Annotated in this window: 20 protein-coding genes; 13 read left to right on the top strand and 7 right to left on the bottom strand. The window is 41.3% G+C overall.

The window, feature by feature from the left end; genetic code table 11:
* Positions 1-174: 174 nt before the first annotated feature.
* Entirely contained in the window at positions 175-669 is a 495-nt protein-coding gene (locus tag N782_RS01360) for a lactoylglutathione lyase family protein (protein ID WP_036815471.1), read from the bottom strand.
* Positions 670-797: 128 nt separating this feature from the next.
* Here N782_RS01360 and N782_RS01355 point away from each other — a divergent pair, with 128 nt between their 5' ends.
* Entirely contained in the window at positions 798-1,130 is a 333-nt protein-coding gene (locus N782_RS01355) for a winged helix-turn-helix transcriptional regulator (protein ID WP_036815470.1), read from the top strand.
* Positions 1,131-1,240: 110 nt separating this feature from the next.
* Here the strand turns inward: N782_RS01355 and N782_RS22170 are convergent, their stop codons facing one another.
* Both N782_RS22170 and N782_RS01350 read right to left on the bottom strand, forming a co-directional pair.
* A complete protein-coding gene (locus tag N782_RS22170) occupies positions 1,241-1,411 on the bottom strand; it encodes a YjcZ family sporulation protein (protein WP_152600690.1) in 171 nt (56 codons plus the stop codon).
* A gap of 101 nt (positions 1,412-1,512) precedes the next feature.
* Positions 1,513-2,361 carry a protein-glutamine gamma-glutamyltransferase gene (locus tag N782_RS01350; RefSeq protein WP_036815469.1) on the bottom strand — a complete coding sequence of 283 codons (849 nt, stop codon included), beginning with the start codon at positions 2,359-2,361 and terminating at the stop codon, positions 1,513-1,515.
* A 246-nt stretch (positions 2,362-2,607) separates the two neighbouring features.
* On the opposite strand from N782_RS01350, the gene N782_RS01345 reads away from it, so the two are divergent.
* Positions 2,608-5,457: a UPF0182 family membrane protein gene (locus N782_RS01345; RefSeq protein ID WP_338048232.1), complete on the top strand. Its 2,850-nt coding sequence runs from the start codon at positions 2,608-2,610 to the stop codon at positions 5,455-5,457.
* 120 nt (positions 5,458-5,577) lie between these two features.
* Here the strand turns inward: N782_RS01345 and N782_RS01340 are convergent, their stop codons facing one another.
* Together N782_RS01340 and N782_RS01335 are read right to left on the bottom strand one after the other, a co-directional pair.
* Positions 5,578-6,219, bottom strand: a complete 642-nt coding sequence (locus N782_RS01340; protein ID WP_036815468.1) for a 2OG-Fe(II) oxygenase — start codon at positions 6,217-6,219, stop codon at positions 5,578-5,580.
* Positions 6,220-6,523: 304 nt separating this feature from the next.
* Positions 6,524-7,228, bottom strand: a complete 705-nt coding sequence (locus N782_RS01335; protein ID WP_036815467.1) for a DsbA family oxidoreductase — start codon at positions 7,226-7,228, stop codon at positions 6,524-6,526.
* A gap of 450 nt (positions 7,229-7,678) precedes the next feature.
* Here N782_RS01335 and N782_RS01330 point away from each other — a divergent pair, with 450 nt between their 5' ends.
* The 7 genes from N782_RS01330 (at position 7,679) to N782_RS01305 (ending at position 16,313) form a co-directional block, all read left to right on the top strand.
* Positions 7,679-8,209: a sigma-70 family RNA polymerase sigma factor gene (locus N782_RS01330; protein ID WP_036815466.1), complete on the top strand. Its 531-nt coding sequence runs from the start codon at positions 7,679-7,681 to the stop codon at positions 8,207-8,209.
* On the top strand, positions 8,199-9,458 hold the full coding sequence (locus N782_RS01325; RefSeq protein WP_036815465.1) for a DUF4179 domain-containing protein: 1,260 nt from the start codon (positions 8,199-8,201) through the stop codon (positions 9,456-9,458). The genes N782_RS01330 and N782_RS01325 overlap by 11 nt, the downstream gene beginning before the upstream one ends.
* A gap of 143 nt (positions 9,459-9,601) precedes the next feature.
* Positions 9,602-10,036 carry a helix-turn-helix domain-containing protein gene (locus N782_RS01320; RefSeq protein ID WP_237582307.1) on the top strand — a complete coding sequence of 145 codons (435 nt, stop codon included), beginning with the start codon at positions 9,602-9,604 and terminating at the stop codon, positions 10,034-10,036.
* Entirely contained in the window at positions 10,033-11,202 is a 1,170-nt protein-coding gene (locus N782_RS01315; RefSeq protein WP_036815463.1) for a macrolide family glycosyltransferase, read from the top strand. Before N782_RS01320 ends, N782_RS01315 begins: the two co-directional genes overlap by 4 nt.
* A 431-nt stretch (positions 11,203-11,633) precedes the next feature.
* Positions 11,634-11,810, top strand: coding sequence for a hypothetical protein (locus N782_RS21405; protein ID WP_161783053.1), 177 nt, complete (start codon positions 11,634-11,636; stop codon positions 11,808-11,810).
* Positions 11,811-12,300: 490 nt separating this feature from the next.
* A complete protein-coding gene (locus N782_RS01310; protein WP_036815462.1) occupies positions 12,301-15,402 on the top strand; it encodes a GNAT family N-acetyltransferase in 3,102 nt (1,033 codons plus the stop codon).
* Positions 15,403-15,452: 50 nt separating this feature from the next.
* Complete coding sequence (locus tag N782_RS01305; RefSeq protein WP_036815461.1) at positions 15,453-16,313, top strand: amidohydrolase family protein; 861 nt, start codon at positions 15,453-15,455, stop codon at positions 16,311-16,313.
* A 221-nt stretch (positions 16,314-16,534) separates the two neighbouring features.
* Here N782_RS01305 and N782_RS21400 read toward each other — a convergent pair whose 3' ends face one another.
* Positions 16,535-16,708 carry a hypothetical protein gene (locus N782_RS21400; RefSeq protein ID WP_237582297.1) on the bottom strand — a complete coding sequence of 58 codons (174 nt, stop codon included), beginning with the start codon at positions 16,706-16,708 and terminating at the stop codon, positions 16,535-16,537.
* Between the two features lie 415 nt (positions 16,709-17,123).
* Between N782_RS21400 and N782_RS21895 the strand changes: the two genes are divergently transcribed.
* The 3 genes from N782_RS21895 (at position 17,124) to N782_RS01295 (ending at position 20,484) form a co-directional block, all read left to right on the top strand.
* A complete protein-coding gene (locus N782_RS21895; protein ID WP_052111093.1) occupies positions 17,124-17,750 on the top strand; it encodes an NAD(P)-dependent alcohol dehydrogenase in 627 nt (208 codons plus the stop codon).
* Between the two features lie 14 nt (positions 17,751-17,764).
* Complete coding sequence (locus tag N782_RS21890) at positions 17,765-18,094, top strand: zinc-binding dehydrogenase (RefSeq protein WP_237582321.1); 330 nt, start codon at positions 17,765-17,767, stop codon at positions 18,092-18,094.
* Between the two features lie 209 nt (positions 18,095-18,303).
* Positions 18,304-20,484 carry an ATP-dependent helicase gene (locus N782_RS01295; RefSeq protein ID WP_036815460.1) on the top strand — a complete coding sequence of 727 codons (2,181 nt, stop codon included), beginning with the start codon at positions 18,304-18,306 and terminating at the stop codon, positions 20,482-20,484.
* Positions 20,485-20,542: 58 nt separating this feature from the next.
* Here the strand turns inward: N782_RS01295 and N782_RS01290 are convergent, their stop codons facing one another.
* Complete coding sequence (locus N782_RS01290; RefSeq protein WP_036815459.1) at positions 20,543-21,712, bottom strand: DUF4317 domain-containing protein; 1,170 nt, start codon at positions 21,710-21,712, stop codon at positions 20,543-20,545.
* A 282-nt stretch (positions 21,713-21,994) separates the two neighbouring features.
* Here N782_RS01290 and N782_RS01285 point away from each other — a divergent pair, with 282 nt between their 5' ends.
* Complete coding sequence (locus tag N782_RS01285) at positions 21,995-22,822, top strand: formate/nitrite transporter family protein (RefSeq protein ID WP_036815458.1); 828 nt, start codon at positions 21,995-21,997, stop codon at positions 22,820-22,822.
* Positions 22,823-22,912 lie beyond the last annotated feature (90 nt).

The following is a 22,912-nucleotide window of genomic DNA, read 5'->3' as shown; positions in this document are numbered from 1 at the left end:
CATTTGAGGATGAACCTCTTAGTGAAGGAAGCGACCACCTATCCAATCATAATTGAAATGGATACTAACTCCCATTCCTGAAATCCTGGATAATGTTCGCCCTCTACCTGAAAAGAGGTGGAGTTCTTAATACGAAGAATGGGACGAGGGACCTGTCCCTTCGTCCCATTTTAATTAATAAGCGCCTTCTGAATAGGTTAATTCATAGCTGTGTGTGTAAATTTCAAAGATAATACCAAATGGATCTTCGACGTACACCATTTTGAACGGCTTTTCACCTGGGTAATACTCACGGATTGGCATGCGCTGCTTACCGCCGTGTTGTTTGATTTTTTCAACGAGGCCTTCGATGTCGGGGTCTTGGATGCAGAAATGGAATAAGCCTGTCTTCAAGTATTCGAAGTTATTTTCAGGTTGTTCATTTTCAGGGAACTCAAACAGTTCAACACCAATTCTATCTCCAGTGGAAAGGTGTGCAATGCGGAATCTCTCCCAATCGTTACCGAACACGTCTCGACACATTTGCCCGATTGGCGTGTCATCATTTTTTACCTCAGATGGTTCCATAATGACGTACCAGCCTAACACCTCTGTATAAAATGTAACTGCCTCCTCCAAGTTTGGTACAGACAGTCCAATATGAGAAAAAGCTCTTGGGTATGTTAGCATAATTTATATCCTCCTTCACAAATAAGGTAACCTCAATTGCAGCTTTATTATACGAAACAATATATAGTCATGTAAGAATGCACTTTTTTGTAAGACACTAACCTATAGGTAAGAAAGGGTGGTTAGCAATGGATGCTCCTGTGAATGATGAAGGAAAGTTAAACTGTTCGATTGAATATACATTGAGGAAAATTGGCGGTAAGTGGAAGACGGTTATTTTATGGCATTTAGGCACGGAAGGGACGTTGCGATACAACGAAATGAGGCGCATGCTTCCTGGGGTGACCCATAAGGTGTTGAGTCAGCAATTAAAAGAGCTCGAAGAAGATGGCTTCATTCATCGTGAACAATACAATACCATACCTCCAAAAGTGGAGTATTCGATTACAGAACACGGAAAGACCATAATGCCGATCTTGCAGCAAATGCATAAGTGGGGCACGGAACATGGAGATTTTTAAAATGGGATGGGGGGACGGGTTCCTCGTCCCACTATAGAATGGGACGAGGAACCCGCCCCCCCCATCCCACATAAAAAAGAGGGACAGGGATCTGTCCCTCTCTAATCCTATTAATAGTAGCAGACTGCGCCTACGATGATTAATAGGATGAACAATACAACGATTAATACGAATGTGTCTGTGTTTCGGCAAGGGCCATAGCCATAAGCAGGGGAAACGTAAGATGGTTGTGGAGGCATATTTGCGCCCATAGTAAGAGGTGCATTTACGTTAGCATACATGTTCATTCTCCCTTTCATTTGGTTATTTTCACTACATTATACGCACCTAGTTCAAACATGAGCCCGTCAACCTGCAAAATGGGTGTTTGTCACAGCACCTGTTACATTCCTCGAGTTACTTTTAGCAGATAACGTAAGTAGTGTGACGATGATATAGAAATTCTATTGTGATGGATGACAAATGGTAATATTTTTTGTGCCTTGTAGTCTCTTCGTTGGTAGGCAAACCTCTCTATGCTCTCTTGGGAAAGCCTTGAAAGGGAACGTGTTAAATAAGCAGAGCGCGTACTTCTTGGGTACCTTTTTTCATTAAGGAATTCTATGATTTCCTCAGCAGTACCTATCCCAAATCCGTGCCCAAAAAACTTTCCCCCGGTCAGTGCAATAGCATTTTCCCCTCTATAACCAGAATTCTCCTGGCTGAAGTCAGGGTTATTAAAATACACGACATCTCCAGGTAAATAATGATTCGCATAAAAGGTATATAAACCAAGGTCAGGGTCAGTGTGCCAACTATACAAATAAAGATTTGGAAAATAGGCATTAAACATGGATGCGCCAATACTATTTAACAGGGCGTGATAAAAGTTAATGACACTCGCTGTAGCACATTCGAATGCATAAAGGCTGCCGTTTTCAAAAATATCTTGAATGGCATCAGAAGGAAGAACATAAGGCTTCATCATAAAGCCACCTGCTGATGTCAAAATCCAGTATGCAGGATTGCAAGTAGATTCGCTAAAACCTTCAAATGTAACTCCACTTTCATTCATCTCTATTGCACTTTCCATCATATTTTTTCGAAAATTTATATCAAACATCAAGGTCTGGAGGGAAGGATAGGCATAGGATGCACTAACGTTTTGCATCTTTTGAAGGATTTGTTCGCCCTTATTTCCAACGTTCAGCGATTCACTTATTTGGAAAGGGCTTCCTGATACTTGTAACATGGAAATTCCCCATTTCAGGCTTTTATTGTTACCTATCCTATTCAGGGGTGAGTGTAAAGATGTATTGGAGCCCATTTCTCTAACGAAAAACCTACCCCTTGTTACCTTAATCTAGTAAAATGATAGTGAGACGGAGGGACAGGTCCCTCGTCCCAAAATGGGACGAGGAACCTGTCCCCCCATCCCACCTGAAACGTTTTTCAACTTCAATCGTATATAAATAGTAGTGAAAAAGGAGGAGTTTTATTGGATAGCGAAACGAGTAATGTCAGGGGAATGCCCTCTGCTCGAAAAAAGAAATGGAATAGATTTGGAGGCTGGTTTGGGAAAGTTGCACTTGTGTTATTTGTGCTCTTAGTACTTGCTCTATTGTCCTTCAACTGGATTACAGACTACATATGGATGGGGACTGTGGGGTATCAGGAGTCCTACATGACGATTCTCACGAGTAAGTTGATGCTCGGGGGCGTTGGTTTTATTGTGTTTTCCATTTTTACGTATATCATGTTTAATTGGATTCGAAGGGTATATGTTGGCTATTTTACCAACGATCAGTTACCAGGGGTTGTTACCAGCAAGAAGCTAAGTAGTCTATTGTTGCTGCTCATTTCCTTGATTATCGGATTTTTCGGAAGTTCGATTGTGCAAGGAGTGGGTTGGGAACCGTGGTTAAAGTTTCTCAACTATGAATCATTTGGAGTAAATGACCCGCACTTTAATCGCGATGTATCCTTTTATATGTTCGTGTTGCCTTTTATCGAGTTTGTGCTATCGACTGTGCTCGGTTTGGCAATCTTTTTCTTATTTGTGGAAGTTGGGCTTTATTCGGTTTTCCAAATGTATCAAAAGAGCAGAGCTGCACAGGTGCACATGGGTGTAACGCTCGCTATCGTTGGTGTTTTGTTAGCGGCTCAACATGTGCTTCAACCGTTCCATTCGTTGCTTACAAATCGGGTGAACGTAGCTCAGGAAAGTGTTGTGTATGGTTTAAGCTACACGGATGATGTTATTAATAATCCAGCTTCCTATGTTTTGGCTGGTGTAGCGCTGTTAGGAACGATTTGGGTAATTATTTCCTTATTCCGTGGCAAGTGGCAAAGTATGATTGCACCGATCGTCATATATATAGCGGTTGGGTTTCTTGCTCAAGGGGCGTCGATTATTGTGCAAAACTTCGTCGTATCCCCGAATGAATTTTCTCGTGAAAGTCCTTATTTAGAAGAGAATCTTTCTATGACGCGAACCGCTTATGATTTTGATAATATGACAGAGAATCAGCATCCTGGAGCGGATACGCTGGATCGGGCGATGGTTGATCGAAATCAAGATACGATTGATAATGTTCGTATCAACGATAGTCGACCAATTCTTGATGTGTACAATCAGCTTCAAACGTTCCGTACGTATTACGAATTTAATGATATTGATATCGATCGTTACAACGTGGATGGAGAATATGAACAAGTTTTCCTAGGAGCTCGTGAATTAAATACGTCGGATTTACCTTCACAAGCGCAAACTTGGGTAAACCAAAATCTACGTTACACGCACGGTTATGGTATCGCGATGAGTAACGTTCATGAGATCACACCGCAAGGACAGCCAGAATATATGGTCCAGAACTTGCCTCCGCAAGGGGATATTGAAATCAGTCGCCCTCAAATTTATTTTGGGGAAGAACAGTACGATACTGTTATTGTGAACAGTGGTGTCGATGAGTTTGACTATCCCGCTGGAGATCAAAATAAATCGAATCGATTTGAAGCAGATACTGGGATTCAACTATCTGGTATTAACCGCGCACTTTTTGCAATCAATGAAGGTTCGTTCCGTTTATTCGTTTCCGATCAGGTGACCGGAGACAGTCAGATGTTGCAGACGCGAAATATCATGGATCGTGTGGAGCGCATTGCGCCATTTTTAAGCTATGATGAAGATCCTTATATTTTCGTCAGAGATGATGGCACGATGGCTTGGATGATTGATGCGTATGTAACGGAAAGCAATTATCCGTACTCCGAGCCTTACGAGGGAAATAGAAGCTATATTCGTAACTCAGTGAAGGTCACGGTGGATGCTTATACAGGGGAAACGAACTTTTATGTAGTGAACCCAGAAGAACCACTGTTGCAGACATATCAGAACATGTTCCCGGATCTATTTACCGAGGAAGTACCTGAGGATGTACGCAGTCACTTCCGTTATCCAATCGATTTATTTAAAATCCAGTCGCAAATGTACCGGACGTATCATATGACGAATTTGGAAGTTTTCTATAATCGTGAGGACTATTGGGAAATCCCAACGGAAAAATACTTCAACGATGATGTGACGATGGAGCCTTATTATGTGACCATGCGTCTGCCTGAGGCTGATGAAGAGGAATTCATTCTCATGACGCCGTTTACTCCGAGAAATCGTCAAAATATGATCGCCTGGATGGGTGTTCGAAATGACGGGGAAAATTACGGAGAGATGATGATCTATGAATTCCCGAAACAGGAAAATGTCTATGGACCACAGCAGATTGAGAATCGAATTAATCAGGACAGTGACATTTCGCAGCAATTGAACCTATGGTCACAAGGTGGATCAGAGGTAATTCGAGGAAACTTGCTCGTCCTACCGATTGAAGATACGATTCTTTATGCAGAACCAATCTATATTCAGTCTTCCAATGAAACGTCTTTACCAGAAGTCAAGCAGGTTATCGTTGCCTATCAGAACCAAATTGTCATGGAGCCGACGTTCGACCGTGCCTTAGAAGAACTTTTATCCAGAATTGATCCGGAAGGGGAACAACCAGAAGGAGATGGAGAAGGTGATCAAGGAGACGCACCTGATACAGGACAGGAAACACTCGAATCGAGTCAAGTACTTCAGGAAATAGCCGATTTATTCGATCAGTATCAGGAAGAAACGTCTCAAGGAAACTATGAAGAAGCCGGCCGTTTAATGGAGGAAATCAAGTCCATATTAGAGGATGCACAAGAAGAGCAACAATCATCCCAGCAGGAACTTGATGGGGAACAGCAGTCTTCTGACGGGTCTTCTGATGATGCTTCAGGAGAGTCAACGGATGATACAGAGGAATAACGCATATTCGAAAAGCCTACCCTTTCGCGGGTAGGCTTTTTTTGGTGGGATGGGGGGACAGGTCCCTCGTCCCACTTCAGGCATAAAAAATGGGATGGGGTACCTGTCCCCCCATCCCACTTATCTGTATTGCTGTCTTCTTACCCACTGGGTTGCTGCCCATTTTTCTCCTACGATGACAGGGGAGCCACCGTGTAAGGTTAGCTCGTTCAAGGAAGGGTCTTGATAGAAATATTCGAAGTACACAGCCATTCCTTTTTTGGGCGCGACAGATAGGTTTAAGTGAGGGAAGTAGGTTTCGCCACCTTCCTCAACATCATTCAGGTACATAACAAGCGTGCTTATCCTTGGGTTTTTTACTGTTCTGTTAGCGGAAGTGAAGTAGTCTAAATGGGCTTTGTATTCTTGCCCCACTTTGTAGTTTAGGATATGAAGCCCCTCACCATTTTCAACGGGCACATTCATGATTTGAGCAACGCGCTTTTCAACACGCGTCACCACATCACTATCCATCTCTGGAAGAAAGGTGCCACTGCTCGTCCGAATGTTGCTTACTTCTCTGTGTGAGCCAATCTTGGAACGGTTCATGTTATCTTTGGATAAACGAATTAGCTCGTCACATTCTTCAGTGCTTAGCACATTTCCAAGTACTGCGATACATGGTTCCTCGATTTTGGTGATAATATCAATCTCTCTATCTTCTGTTTTGATTGTATTTCCTTCGTGATTGAAAATGGATGCTTCTTTTACATGCATGGCCATTTCTCATCATCCTCCCCTGATAATTATGTCTCTTATTGGAAGCGTTTTCAAAATATCTATATAACTATTGCTACCACTGAGAAGTAGCTCTATTTGATAGAAATTATTTACTTTATTTAATATATTTTACCATATAAATAAGGTGGAGGGAGAGATTTTTTTGGGATGAGGGGACAGGTCCGTCATCCCAATTTTGGGAAGCAGTGGGACGAGGGACCTGTCCCCTCATCCCAGTCAAAAAAAAGAGTCCCCGCAGTGGGGACTCTTCGTATTGATCAAACGTTTGATCAATACACCTATTTTATTAATCGCAACCGTCGTCTGTACATACGCCTGTTTGCTCGTCACCAATGGATTCAAATGCTGGTGTCTTTTTCTCTTCTTCGAGAGCTTTGTTCAACCCTTGCATGAATGCTTCTTTTGGTTGAGCTCCGGAGATTGCGAATTTACGGTTGAAGACGAAGAATGGAACACCTTGAACACCGATTTGTTGAGCTTCTTGTTCGTCTTTTCGGACGGATTCTGCGTATTGCTCCTCTTGAAATGCAGCGTCCACATCTTCTTGCGCCATTCCAGCTTCTAGAGCTAGTGCAGTTAATGTTTCTCTATTTCCAATGTGTTTGGTCGCTTCGAAATGCGCATGGAATAGTTTTTCCGAAACCTTGTCGCCCAGCCCTTTTTCATGGGCTTTTTGGAAAAGACGATGAGCGTCAAATGTGTTGGTTGGAATCATATGATCGAAATCAAATTGCAGTCCAACTTGCTCCGCTTGTTGACGTACACCTTCTGTCATTTGTTTCGCTTCCTCAAGGGATTTTCCATACTTAGCTGCAAGTCTCTCATATGTGTTTTTATCGGAATCCACTGGAGCGGATGGGTCTAACTCAAAGCTCTTAAAGCTGATGTCGACTTGATCAGCCTCAGGAAATTCCGCTAACGCTTCCTCTAAACGTCGTTTACCTATATAACAAAACGGGCAGACGAAATCTGACCATACTTCAATTTGCATGTGTAACACCTCGATTTATTTGTCTTTTTTTTATTGTAACATGGTTGCTCCTAAAAGAAGGAAGTGGCTGCTTGGGAAGCGCTTGGTTTTGTGTATGAGTGTAGAATGATGGTTGGATAGTATCTAGAGATTTCTGTATTATAGTGCGAGTGAAAAGTGTTTATTTCTAACTTAGAATCTTAGAAATAAACTCATTCATTATGTGTTTTGTTCGAAATGCCATTGAGAACTTTATGGGGCGTGATTTTAAAAGGGAAATGCAAGACCTGTGGGAATAACGTTGCACGACTTGTTGAGATGTAAGTGAGATGGAATCAGAATCCATAATAGGGTTCTGATTTTTTATTAGCTCTAATTTACTAAAAAATTTTTATAAAAAATACAAAAATCGAAAGCAAAACACCCTTACCTCACGTCTAATCAATAGAAAAGCACATAAGGAAGCAGGTGATGAAGATCATACGACTCGTCAAAAAAGCTCAAAAAGGAGACCGGAAGGCGTACTCGAAGCTTTTTCAACACTATGAGGACGCCGTTTACCGTACCGCCTACATATATATGAAGGATCAGGATGATGCGCTTGATGTGTTGCAAGAAACGGCTTATCGTTCTTTTACTAAGATTCATACGTTAAAGGATCCTACCTATTTTAAAACATGGCTCATTCGAATTGCCATTAATGCTTCATTCGATATGTTGAGGAAGCGTCAAAATGTAGTACAGCTTCACCCGGAGATGGAAGAAGGTATAACAGACCACGATGAAGTGGACATTCCGTTGTCGATATCGTTACAGCAACTGTTGCATGCTTTGGAGGATATGGAGAAAAGTGTGATTCTGCTCCGTTTTTATCATGATTATACGATTCGGGAAACGGCTGAAATACTAGATATACCTATAGGGACAGGCAAGACGATATTATATCGAGCACTGAAAAAGCTTCGCCGTATGGCAGAGGAGGCTGATGTACGTGAGCAATAATATTAAGAAAGAAGTAGATAAGATCACCATTCCTGAACAATTGGAGAAAAATAGGGAAAAAGGCATTCATCAAGCTGCTGAGGCGCAGGTTCATAGAAAACAAACCTCTTTTCAAAAATGGATGGTCGCGTCGGTTCTGATTGTATTGTTAGGATCAGCTTTTATGTACCATTCGGAAGTTATTGCAGCTGTGCAAAAGGCGCTACAATATGTCCCTGGAATTGGCGTTGTGGAAGAAGAGGAATCGGAAGGGGAAAGGTATGTATTAGAGGAAACCAAAGAAGTAGAAGTGGATGGAGGTACAGTGACCATCACTAATGTTGTCGTAGATAGTGAACAAATTTATGCTGTCTTAAGCGGTGAAGGGACGCCGCAGTATCTTGAGATGACACTCGTAAATGATTCGGGAAAAAAATACACATTCAATTCTTCCTATTGGTCTAGTAGTTCAAATCAATGGACTAGTAATTTTTACGAGAAAGGGGAATTCAACTTATCTGGTCAAGTTGAGGTTGTGCTTAGAGACAAAACCATTCCTATTACTCTCGTTGAAACGAAATCCTATGAAACGTTTCGAGACATGGGGATCACAGACACACAGAATGGCATTACCATCGCAGCGATTCCTTCTAGGGATGGTGATAAAGGTAGAATTTCACTAGTCTCTCAGCATTCGGAGGATTTTACGATTAAGGAATATGGGTTACATGAAGTTCCGGAAGATAAAAAGATTCACGTGCAAGATAATGAGCAAAAGCAGTATGAACTTTCTCGTTATAAAGGTATTTCACGTGCTTCAAATGAACTCTATTTTGAGCTCCCAACAGAAGAGAAGGAATACTATACACTCCGTATCCCAGTGGTGAATGTGGAGTATAAGGATGAGGTGGAGATTACCTTACCTCTACCTAAAGACGAGGAGAAGATAGATGAATCGTTTAAGCTTGCTGGTTACCCGGTAGATATCACTGGACTGGAACGTACCGACGATGACAGGCTGAGAATAAACGTTGATGTTCATTATGAGGAGAATGATTCACGATCGCTGCATATGTTTAGAATCAAAGAAAAAAGTCACATGGCTAAGTTTAACCCGAAAACGAATGTAATCCAGTACCTTGAGTTCGATGTGGATTGGGATCAAGAAAAGGTTAATGTAAAATTCGACGAACCTGAAGTATTCATGCGAGGCCCATGGGAATTTGGGGATGAGGGGACAGGTTCCTCGTCCCTTCGCTTTCCGGAATGAGATGAGGTAGTGGGACGAGGGACCTGTCCCTCCGTCCCACTATGCCACTATTCTTAACAAAAATTGTTGTTGGTCGTTGATAGACTTCATATGCATTCTCCTATATGCTTTGGTTAGGATAAGGAAATGAGGATATGATTGGAATGAATATTCATATTTTACGTAAGAAATATAAGATGAGCCAGGAGGCGTTAGCGGAGCGGTTGCAAGTTTCCCGTCAAACTGTAGCGAAGTGGGAGAATGAGGAAGCGCACCCGGATATATATAAATGTAAACGGTTAGCGGAAATTTTCGAGGTGACGTTGGATCAACTATCGGAAAAGATGACAGAGGCGGAGGTAGAGCAGTTAGGACCCAAGGGGAAGCAGTTCTTTGGTGTGGTGAAGGTTGGCGAGCGAGGGCAGATAGTCATTCCGAAGCATGCCAGGGAAATGTATCAGATACAAGCAGGTGATAAGCTTGTTGTGTTAGGGGAGGATGCGACGAAAGGGATAGCACTTTTAAAAAGTGACGGGTTTTTAGAGCTGGCTGATAAAATCCGTAGCTCAGAGTTGTCTGAGGGAGATGAGTTCGATTGAGTAAAATTGTGTTTTTTTCCATACCCGCGCATGGTCATACCAATCCCACAATCCCTGTAGTAGCTGAGCTAGTAAGCAAAGGCCATCAAGTTTGGTACTATTCGTTCTATGAATTCCAAGGAAAAATCGAAGGTGCTGGAGCCACTTTTATTCCGTGTGATGAGTTCTTACCACCTGCTTCAGAGGAGGAACTGAATCGCAAGGTTGGGAAAGATTTTGCTGCATTGATTGAAATGGTCGTAGATACAACTATTGCCTTGGATGAAAAAGTGTGTTCAGAGTTAAGAGCTATGCAGCCAGATTGTATCGTATCGGATTCTTTATGCTTTTGGGGAAAATTATTCGCGAAAAAATTAAACATTCCATATGTCTGCTCCACTACTTCCTTCGCATTTAATAAGCATACGTCTAAACTGATGGACAGAGGCTTGAAAGAGATTTTCAGGATGATTGTTGGCATGCCAAGAATAAACAAAAAGATGAAGTTGCTGAGGTCCCATGGATATGAAGTGGAGAGCTTTGTGTCGATTGTCCAAAATGATAATGAAACAGATACCATTGTGTTTACCTCTAAGGAATTCCAACCAATGGCCGAGACATTTTCCGATAGATATGCCTTTGTCGGACCTTCCATTCCCGAAGTTCCTGATGTAGCGGATGAAGGTAAAGGTGAAAAAACAATCTACATTTCATTAGGGACGATACTCAATCAAAACCACGATTTTTATCACAATTGCATAGAAGCTTTTGAAGGTAGTGAGTATAATGTGATTCTATCTGTTGGTCAAAAAACGGATATCACCACTCTAGGAAAGATTCCGGATAATTTTACTGTAGAAAATACCGTGGATCAACTTGCTGTTTTACAAAAGGCAGGTGTATTTATCACCCATTGCGGCATGAATAGTGTGAATGAGAGCCTTTACTTTGGCGTGCCCATGGTATTGTATCCCATGCATAGCGAACAAAGATTAGTCGCGAACCGTGCTTCTGAACTAGGGGCAGGTGTTCGATTAAAAAGCATCAAGTCCAAGCATCTAAGAAGGGCAGTAGATGAGGTGGTGGCGAATCAGCACTACCATGAAAAAGCTCATAAACTTTCTCAAACCCTTCGACATAACGGAGGCTATAAGAGAGCAGCGAACACTATCTTGGATAAGGTGTGAGAATGTGGGATGAGGGGACAGGTCCCTCATCCCATTTGAATAAATTCAGTAGAGGAGCTTCCGAATCGGAGGTTCCTTTTTATTTGGTGGGACGAGGGACCTGTCCCTCCGTCCCACTCCCTCCATCTCAGACTTTTTTATGAGAAAAATTCAATACCTATGCAGGAGGTTCCATGAACGGATTGGTCTTATTATGATAGCAGAGCAAACTTATTCGTAAAGGATCCTGACCATGTCACTCTTTACAGTAGCAGTCATTGGAATTTCAATCATACCAAGTGTTGGATTATTTCTATGTCTAGCTATTCTTCTTGGTTGGGGGAATGCAGGTACAAGAATCAATTTGAAAACACTTATGATGAATTTGGTTCCGGTCAAGCTTATGGGAAGGATTCAAGGTTTTTTTTCGCGCAATCGGGGTGTTGATATGAGTGTTGTTGATTGGAGCTTTCACACTTTCCTTTGATACCATGGGGTCTTCCTTTGCGCTTATGATTGTAGAGGGAGTGCTCATGATTGCTCTTATCGAAGTTTGGGTGAGTAATGGTATTTATGTTCAGAGTGAGGAGGTAGAACAGAGAGAGGACGTTAAGACTCAATCAAGTTAAGAAGTAACGTAGAACCCAGTGTTAAACATTAAGGCGCCCAGTAGGCTAATCCAGCAGATAGTAGAAAAATTAAAATAATAATACCAGTGAAAAGGAAGAAAAGTTTCATGTTACACCCTCATTCGAATAGATATTTATCTTAAGTATGGATAGTGATGAGCTTATTTATACACTTCTACTGATACGGGGGAGATGGGAGTGGGATGAGGGGACAGGTCCGTCATCCCATTCCTTATCCCATTTTGGGATGACGGACCTGTCCCCCCCGTCCCAACCCGCTCATCGCAGAAAAGTGGGACAAGGGACCTGTCCCCTCATCCCAGTCTGAATATTCTTTACTTTATGAGCATAAACTCTTAAACTATGAGTGATATGATTATTTTTCCAGTACATAAGATGAAAGGAGGAGTTGGCAATGATGATGATTGTCGATGTGAAAGTTGAAATGGTGGGATTCAATCGTTAAATACTAGAACTTGGAGGAACTTGTATGAAAACAATGGAACGTGTGAATATAGTCGAGTATCATGATGATCTGGCGAAGAGTTTGGCGAAGATGTGGAATGAGAGTGGGGAGAACTGGGGTGGCGATGCTGTTGTTACAACAGAGCAGGACGTCATCGATAAGGAAGCCAAGTCTACGAATCTCCATACATTCCTTGCGCTTGTGGAGGACGAAGTGGTTGGATATTGCGGTCTCTCTGAGTATAGGGAGGACATTGGCGCCCTTTATATTCCTCTAATCAACGTCCATCCAGATTACCAAGGATTAAAAATTGGCAAACAACTTCTCCTTACAGCTATTGATAAAACGGTAGAATATGGGTGGCCAAGGCTTGATCTATTTACATGGCCAGGCAATACAAAAGCCGTACCGTTATATAAAAAATGCGGATTCTTTTGGGAAGACAGAGATGATACGACGCATTTGATGAATTTTATGCCGATGGTTTTGCAGATTGATTGGCTACGACCATTTTTCGAAAAACATAATTGGTACACGACTAGTCAGCGAACGATCGACATCAAGCCTGATGGCATTAAAACAAATGAGCACACCTTTTATGAGTATAAATGGGAAGCCGGAGATGAATTCGTTCGCATTCAATTTGAGAGGACGGGAAGAGGTATTCGTCTGATCGAAACACAGGATTTGTTAATCGAAATGGAGCTACCTGATTTTAAGCTTCTGGAAAAGAAAGATCATGCGGCGAACTATCATATAAAAAATAAAACGACTACCCCTCTTACCGTATCGCTAACAGGGGATGCATCAGAGCTTGTTCATCATCCATTACAAGAAAACGTAACCATCCCAAATGAATGGAGCGGAGAATTTCCTTTTTCTATAACGGTTCCAAAGAATGAACCTAGTCCATGGAAGACGCACCCTGTAGTTGGTGCCACCATTAATATTGGAGGATACAAGTTCCCTATGAAAATGGGTGTATTCCCAATAAAAGCAGGAAAAGTGGAGGTCCGTTCTGTTACAAAAAGCTGGAGAGCGCAGCAAGAAGGAACCCTATATTTGGATTTAGAGAGTCAGTTAGAACAGGATTCAACCTGGACGATCAAGCTTCCACAAAATAAAGTCGTGAAATGGGATACGTCCGAAATTAGTACGGATTTGACTGGGAAAGGCCGCATTTCCATTCCATTACCCGTACAACTTTTACAAAATGGATTCTTATCTGAAGAAGTGGATGTACTTGTTGAATCTGAAAATGGAGAGTCTTACACGTTTACTGCTCGTTTAACACAGGCATTCCCAGGCTATGGCGGTAAATTTGGAGGAGATACGGACACACATTGGTACGGCTATAACGGACTAACGTATGTAGAGATTGAAAAAAGAAATCATCTTGTGAAGATAGGTTCCATCCATTCGTCCGAAGACCCTGTTGGATTGTTAACTCCTAAGATTGGTAAGCCATACAGTGAAGAATTTTCGAAAAAAGAAGCAACGGATGTGGAATACATCGAGCTTCCTGAGGCGTTTGTGATCAAAACAACTCTAGCATCAGAAGCCTTCTCGCCACTTTTACTCCATACGTATCTCAAAGTCTATGGAGAGGGGTTAGTGGAAGTTAAGCATGAGTTCGTAAATGACAGCATAGAAGCGATACAATCCGTCTCCCTTTTGCAACCAATTTTTATGGAGTTTAAAAGTGCAGCCATTCCTCAGCAAGGTCAAGTCATGAAAGGGCATGAAGCGTTGATTCCTTTTATGGAGTATATTCGTGATAAAGACATCTCGGAACGATGGTTATTCACGAAATCGATGGGGGAGACAAAGGGCGTTGCTTGGCCTGATGATGCTGTTGGGAAAAAGGACGATTGGCGTTTTGCAGTTGAGTATTCCGTTGACTCTATCCAACCGCAGGAAAATAAATGCTTAGGTCCGATTCAAATAGGAGTTAATATTTCACCGGACTGGCAGAAATGGAGAGAGTTTGTATTAGGGGACAATGCTCCTAATATAAAAGAAACTTCCATGTTTGCGTTAGAAGCAGAAGATGGAGCATTCATTTCTAGAGTAGGAGAATCGGTGGATTATGCGTTTCGCTCGTTGCTTACTCCGTATGTGCATGGAACATTACGAGTCAAAAACGGTGGCGGAACGTTTATAAAAGAAGCTGGAAAAGAAGATGAGATAACGAAAATGAACGTAAAGCTTAAGCATAATGAGCCTGGTGTGAAAGCAATAGCAGGGCAATTCCACTCTCCGGGACAACGAGCAGCTTTGCACACGTATCAGCTCGTACAGGGAACAGGCGATGTGCAGGTATCTCCGGGTGCCGATGGTTGGACTGTTGATAACGGGGTTATTTCTATGAAAGCATGTCCTGACTATTATCCAGGATTGTATTCTCTCTCCTATAAAGGAAAAGAAACATTGCATCACCAATATCCAGAAGCTGGCCCGAGAGCTTGGTGGAATCCATGGGGAGGCGGAATCAGCTACAGGTTCCACGCTGTCAGCGCTTATTCCATGCTAAAAGAAAAAACGAAGGTCGAACCTGCTACGAAAATCGACCAGCTCGGAAATCAATGGACAGGGATTTGTTTATCGACTTCGTTCACAGAGCATGAAACCTTCAATGGAGTTGCGCTACGTCAATATATTCTGACGCTACCAGAGGTTCCGGTTCTAGCAGTCTATGCGGAAATCCATCAAGGTGCAAACCGCACGTTTGCAAAGGAAAAATTACTATATGATAGCTTTTTTAACCCAGCTGAAAAGTTAACCTCAAGCTATGTGAATGTGAAATCGGATGGCATATTCCAAAGGTATTATGCAGGTGTGGAGGAGTATGAACTACACGATACCCCTTCTGTAACGATTGGCGCCGATGAGCGCAAAGAAACGATGACAGTCATACACCCAACGACGCGGAAAATGGCGGGCGTGTACATGAACCCAGAAGTGTTTCTTGTGGAAGCAGATTATGAATGGACTGCTGCAGCTGGAGAAACAACAGCAGTAGATCCAACCATTCTATTCTTCGGGGAAGAAACGCAACCCCCAACCCACCACCCCTTCCACAACATCACTTTTTGGGATGAGGGGACAGGTCCCTCGTCCCACTAATTGGGACAACGTACCTGTCCCCGCGTCCCACTCAGTCAAGGAGGATAATTTTGAAGATTATTGATGCACATATTCATTTTTCGGCTATTGATAGTTTTGAATACACGGCCAATGAACTCTCGCACGTAGATTATTCTGGTAAGGGTCTGCAAAAGGAAATGGAAGATGGGAATATTGAGATGGCTATTGGTATGGGTGTAACGGAAACTCCTCAGATGGGGTTTCCGGATCACCATGCCGCATCACCAATGGGACTTGATTTAGAACAGGAATTGCCAGCTGGTGTAGCGATGTGCCCTGGTATCAACCCGTTTCACTTGCATCAATCTGGCCTGGACAAGCTTGAAAAAGACCTGCAAAAGGAAGAAGTTGTGGGTATTAAAATTTATTTAGGGTATTATCCATACTACGCTTATGACGCAGTGTATCAGCCTGTTTACGACCTGGCGGCTGCTTACAATGTGCCGGTTGTCTTTCATACAGGAGATACGTATTCGGAGCGTGGGTTATTAAAATATGCACATCCACTTACGTTAGACGAAGTTGCCGTAGCAAGGCGAGATGTGAATTTTATGATGGCTCACTTAGGAGATCCATGGGTGCTGACGGGAGCAGAAGTGGTGTATAAGAATCCTAATATGTTTGCAGATTTATCTGGATGGGTCGTTGGCACGGATAAGACGCTAGAAGAGAAGATTCATAGCAATTACTTCAATCACGTGCGACATGCTCTTACCTTCTGTGGTCATTATGAAAAATTGCTTTTTGGTTCAGACTGGCCTCTCGTTCCGATTAAGGGGTATGCTGAGTTTATTGGACATTTTATCCCTTCCAAACATGTGGAGCGCGTATTTTATGAGAATGCGGTGCATCTTTTTCCGAAATTATCAGAGGTGAGGAATGCAACATGAAATACAAAGAAGTAGCGTTCCATCAGGATAGATATTTTGTTGGGAATACACTGTTGCATTTAATTGTTCCACTAAAGAGCCTGTAAAATGTTAGGTAGTTCCGATAATGTAGGGAAAACGTTAAATTGCACATATGTTTTCGTAGCATAAATAAGAAAGCTTGGGATATCCCAAGCTTTTTGTCATTAAATATAATGTTTTTGTTTAATGCCAAATCCCACTTAATCACCTTTTTCATCTGTGTTTGAGCCGTTTCTTTCTTTCATCATTTCTAACTCAATTTGTTTCTCTTCCAACTCAATTTCTCTTAATTTTTGCTTATGGTTCAATTTATTCTTATGAGCATAATAAGCCAGAGAAAATGCAACAATTAACGGTATCCCGAGCCATGCCAACATTGTTACCCCTTTTTTTCGTTATCAATGTTATACCTGCTTATTTTTTAGAAGTGTGGAAAATCTATTTAGTTCTTTACCATACATTTTACCATATAATGGGTAAATCCTTGGGTTTCATATACATATTAAAATCGCATCCCAAATACAAACCAGCAAAAACAATCATCTAATTATTGTTCTAAAACATATCCTATTTACAATTTTTCACCGCGAAAACAGAACTACTTTAGTAAAATGTACAGGTTCTTTTTTTAGGGAGTAAAGTGAAAAAGTTTTTGGCGCTAGTACGTCGCTTCTATTTATGGTTGATGCTTCTTTCAATAATCGCTTCTAACATGAAGCTGGTGTGAATACCTTATCAAATGAAGTATAGCGATGAGAAGGTCATTCATATAAGAAAGAAGTGATACCCATGAAAGCTATCCTGTATAAAAAATATGGTTCGCCAAATGTCATCCAATACATAGAAAGGAATCGTCCCGTACCCAAAGAGGATGAAGTGCTCATTCAAGTGAAAGCTACTACTCTATCTCCCTCGGATATTGCTTTTCGTTCTGGGAAACCTTTTCTTATCCGTTTTTTCGATGGACTTGTAAAGCCAAAGTCCATACCTGGAGATGCTTTTAGTGGGGATGTGGTGGAGGTAGGGAAAAGTGTGAGGTCACTTAAAATGGGGGACCGAGTGTATGGCACAACCGCCCCAAGTAATGGGACGCATGCTGAATTCGTTACTATTTCGGAAAAAGGCGCAATTGCGAAGGTGCCTGATACGATGACATACGGAGAAGCAGCCTCTCTTGCTGATGGTGCTATAACAGCGTTACCTTTTCTTAGAGATAATGGCCAGCTGAGAGAGAAGCAAACTGTACTTATTAACGGCGCATCCGGTTCGGTCGGAAGTTATGCGGTTCAACTCGCTAAGAATTATGGTGCTGAAGTCACCGGGGTGTGTAGTACAGCTAATCTTGAATTGGTGAAAAAATTAGGTGCTGATTACGTCATCGATTATACAAAAAAGGACTTTACGGAAAAAACGTAGGAGCATATAATCTCATATTCGACGCTGTTGGAAAAAGTTCTTATACCAAATGCAAGAAAGCACTCGCAGAACAGGGGAGGTATATGACAACTGTTCCCAATCTAGATGTTATGCAAAATATGGTGATTACATCAAGATCGAAGCGCAAGAAAGCTATCTTTGCCGCAACAGGTGTACGAAAAGCCGCCGAGAAAGCCAAAGATTTTCAGTTCTTCAACAACCTCATTCTAGAAGGAAAGCTATCATCCATTATTGACCGCACATACACATTTGAGGAAATGATAGAGGCACATCGCTATGTTGAAAAAGGCCACAAAAAAGGAAACGTAGTCATCCATTTATAAGAAGTGGGATGGGGGGACAGGTCCCTCATCCCACTCCACGAAGTGGGACGAGGGACCTGTCCCCCCATCCCAAAAAAGCGGGTGGAATCCTAGCTTAATAGAATATATAATGATAGAAGATGTGAAAGTAAACAAGTAGGTGGTAGAAGGTAGGTAAAATGCCTTCTACCATCTACTTTTCTTATTAATGTTAGGAGGAGGACAGCCCTATGGATTTCTTTAAACGAATGGAAGAAAAAACGGGCGTCTGTCTGAATGATGTTCAGAAACAGGCGGTAGTGCATACGGAAGGGCCGTTGCTCCTGTTGGCTTCTCCGGGATCGGGTAAAACGACGACGCTCAATATGAAAATTGGTTATCTGTTATTGGAGAAAAAAGTGAATGCCAATCAAATCATGGCAGTTACATTTAGTAAAGCTTCTGCACAAGATATGTCTGAACGGTTTGATTCCTTCTTTTCTGGATTAACAGAAGATAAGGTCCATTTTTCAACGATTCATAGCTTTGCCTTCAAAGTGGTTCGTGAGTGGTTAAGAAAAAGGGGACAACATTTCTTGATTATTGAAGGAAACATTAGTGAGGAAGAGCTGAAAAAAGGTTTTAATGGACCGGATATCCCTCTTCATAAGCATTTCATCTTGAAGAAGCTGTATGAAGATACGAATGGAACGCAAATTTCTGATGATGATATGGACGAGCTAATGACATATATTAGCTATGCAAAAAACAGAATGCTAGATGAAAATAGCCTAAAACAGGTTCAAGTTAATGTGAAAAATGCTGCTTCCATCTATCATTCTTATGAACAGTTCAAGCAACATCATGAGGACAGACTGCTGCTAGACTTTGATGATATGCTCACTTATTGTTATCACATCTTATTAGAAGATGAGGAAATTCTCTCAAAATATCAGCAGAAGTTTGAATATATTTTAACCGATGAAAGCCAGGATAACTCGGTGGTCCAGCATAAAATCGTTGAGCTATTAGCTAAGCCTCATAATAATCTTTGTGTGGTGGCGGATGACGACCAGTCGATTTTTATGTGGCGTGGCTCTGATGTGAAGAATCTTTTGCAGTTTGAGAAGACATATGCCAATGCTACTGTCATGACAATGTCGCAAAATTATCGCTCTTCACAGGAAATTGTGAAAACGTCTAATCAGTTTATCAAGCGCAATCAAAATCGCTATCCTAAAGAAATGTTCACTGAAAATGCTTCTAATCAAGCCATCGAAATAAAATCCCTTCGTAGCTATGAAGATCAGCTCAATTACGTCACGGAACAAATCAAACGAAGTGGGGGGGATGAGGAGATTGCGGTCTTGTACCGTAACAATTCATCCGCGGTACCACTAGTGAACAAGCTCGATAAAGCTGGGATCCCTTTTTACATGAAGGATATTGATGCTAAATTCTTCAAGCACTGGATCGTCGAGGATATGCTAAACTTTATGCGTTTTTCCTACAATGATCGCCGGGTCGATATTCTGGAGAGAATTCATACGAAATTCAATGCGTATATATCAAAGCAGCAAATTGCCTTTTTAAAAAAGAAAGGCAATTATGCATCTGTTTTTGATACGTTGCTCGATAGTGAACTCCCTTCCTATCAACAGAAATATATTACGAAAGCCAAGCAACAGTTCAAAAATATAAACGAGATGGAGCCAGCCAAAGCGATTCGTACGATTCGGGAAAAGCTTGGTTATGACCGTGCGATAACCAATATGTGTGAAAAATATGGATTCAACGCTGAACATCTTTTCGGCATTCTTGATACGCTGGAGGAAATCGCAGAGGGACTTGGTTCGCTCAAAGGGTTCGCAGATCGCTTAAAAGAGCTTGAGAAACTAGTGCAAACATCTAAATACAACAAACAGAAAAGCAACCTCACGCTCACCACTTTCCACAGCGCCAAAGGGTTAGAGTTCGATAAGGTGTATATGACAGACCTTGTTGATGGGGTAGTTCCGTCAAAAGATGATATGGATCGCTACCGTAATAAAGAGTATGGCCCTATGGAAGAAGCGACCCGACTTTTCTATGTAGGCATGACAAGAGCCAGGAATCATTTGGAGCTTTTAAGCTACAACTATAAAGGAAATGAACGCGTCTCCGAGTCAATATTTATGTCTAACGTTCGAAAAATCGTCCAGCCTAAAGACGCGAACGCTCTTGTAAAAGATGGACAAGATGCAAGCCTGATGCAAATGGATGAAATGGAAGTCGGCGAAGAGGTTGTGCATAAAAAATTTGGTATAGGTTCTATTACATTGTTTGATGGAGATTTGATAGGCATTCAGTTTGAAGAAGCAGGTTATAAAGAGCTGAATGTTGGTATTTGTGTGGAGAATGGATTGTTGTGGAAGTCTGAAAAGGTAACATAAGGAATATGAAATGTACAAAAAGTGCGCTACTCTAAGTTAGAGTAGCGCACTTTTTAATTCATTCATCCCCAAAAGCTTCCGGCAACATCTTAAACCCATCAATCTCCGCATCTTCATCCACTTCAATCATAATACAGCGTTTCCCTTTGTAGTTGACTTGTTTTACGAATTGCAAGTCTTGTGGACTTATGGAGATGTTAGCTACTTTAGTATTGATTTTAATAGATTTGGAATTGTATTTAGGGACAATATTGCTTGCTTTTAACTCGTAAGCTTCATTATCGGTAACGGTTTGAAAAGCACTTTTCACTTTTTCAGAATCGACTGTCTCGCCACTTTCTACTAAAAGACGTTCGACATCCCTGTATCCGAGTGTAGGCGCTTCGTCTTCTTCATTTTCTTCGACAACGCGGTTGATTTCTCCGTAAACATTAGCGAGGGTAGAAGGGTTGAGCTCATCTCCGACTACACCCCGAACGACTTCCTCAAACACCGCTTTGTCTTCTTTGGCGGTCATTGCTTCTTCACCATTTAACACTTCTTCGATAAAGTGGTGGTCAGGCTCATGCGCTTTCCCCGCTACATATAAAATGTGATTCACATCTGCAGCATGATTCGTGAAGGTAGGGAATAGAAAACCTCCCATTGGAGCGTTAAGGTCAATGACAGGATCAACATCGATGTTGTACTTGAACTCCTTCTCCACGTAATCAAATAGCCATTCTTTCTTAGGCTCTTGGGTTTTGTTAATGCTACAAAGAATGAAAGGGTGAGAATAAACGGTATCTCGTTCACTCTCCTCGGATTCTTCATTTTTTCGTTTCTTTGGCTTCAAATATTCAGCTCGAATGAAGGTGATGACAACGTCTTTTTCATAAGGCTGATCCTTGATCATTTTTTCAATCATGTGTAGCATTTGTTCTTTCCAGTCCTCAACGTCGCTGCTAAGAAGCCCTTTATGTAGGATGAGCTGGGTGTGATTTTCGGCTTCCCGTTGAAATTTCAGTTCAAATAGTTTTTCATCTATTTGCCCAGTGAGTAATTTTTTAAAGTTATTCATAAACAGTTCCTGCTGATCTCTGTCTAGCATCTCAAACGGCTGACTTTGATGGTGAAAAACCTCAGTCGTTTCTTTCAAAATATACACGTTAAATATGTCCGATATCTTCATTAAATCATGATCTACTTTCATTTGCTTGCGGATGCCGGCAATATCTTTTTTGTCCATCCATCGTCCACTCCTATGCTGCTTGGGTTAAAAATCTTCCTTAATCATCCTTTTATTTTAACATATGGAGGAGTCTATTTTAGAGTTTATGGTACATGTTATAGCTATTAATTGGGCAGCCCTTTTGAAAGCATGAATTGGTGAAAAAATCAACAGGGACTTTCTTAGACAACGCTTACAAATTCTATATATGTACATTTTGTTACAGTCATTGCTTATAGATATTTATAGAGCTACACTATATTGTGAAATGTTTCACAATATAAAAAGGCGGTGGTCTGATTGGAACAAGAAGCTCTCGCTAAAGTGATACATACGGCCAAGCGAAAAAAGAATATGTTGGAGGAAACACCTCACCAATATATGATTCGTGCGGTATTAGCAGGAATTTATATAGGATTTGCTGTAGTATTGTCTTTCTCATTAGCTCAGCCATTTTTTGAACAACATGCAGCATCGACTTACTTCATAAATGCCATATTCTTCGGAATTGCCTTTTGTTTAATTGTGTACGGGGGTTCTGAATTATTCACATCTAACACACTATATATGACAGTTTCCTCTATTACGAAAGAGACGAGTTGGGTCGATACGGGAAAAGTGTGGATCTATTGTTATACTGGAAACCTCATCGGGTTATTATTTTTTGCTGGAATGATCTATTTTACAGGCCTCTTTCAATCCATTGTTCCAGAGGACTCATTCCTTATCACTATTGCTGAGAAAAAGATGAATGTACCGACGACCATGTTGTTTACCCGTGCGATTTTAGCGAATTGGCTCGTTTGTTTAGCTATTTGGATTCCACTACAAGTAAAGGATGATGTATCTAAAATAACGTTGATGATGTTCATTGTATTTACCTTTTTTATTTCTGGCTATGAGCATAGCATTGCTAATATCGGCCTTTTCTCGATAGCATTATCCTCCCCACATACAACTATGGTTAGTATGGAGGGTTTTGTTCATAATATCATTCCAGTTACCTTAGGGAACATCATTGGGGGAGGTTTTTTCGTAGGGGCAACATATGTCTACTTAAACACCAAGAATAAAGTTGAATACCAGATTGAAAAAGTTCACACCCTGGAAGAGAAAAAATATTTATAACAGTTAGTTCCTGTCACTACCTGAGAAGTCGATCTCAAGAGTGGCAGGTATTTTTATGAGAAGCTATTTTGTATCAAAAAAGGATTTCTC

The sequence above is a fragment of the Pontibacillus yanchengensis Y32 genome, from assembly GCF_000770635.1.
GTDB lineage: Bacteria > Bacillota > Bacilli > Bacillales > BH030062 > Pontibacillus > Pontibacillus yanchengensis.
This window is presented reverse-complemented; position numbering and strand designations above follow the sequence as displayed.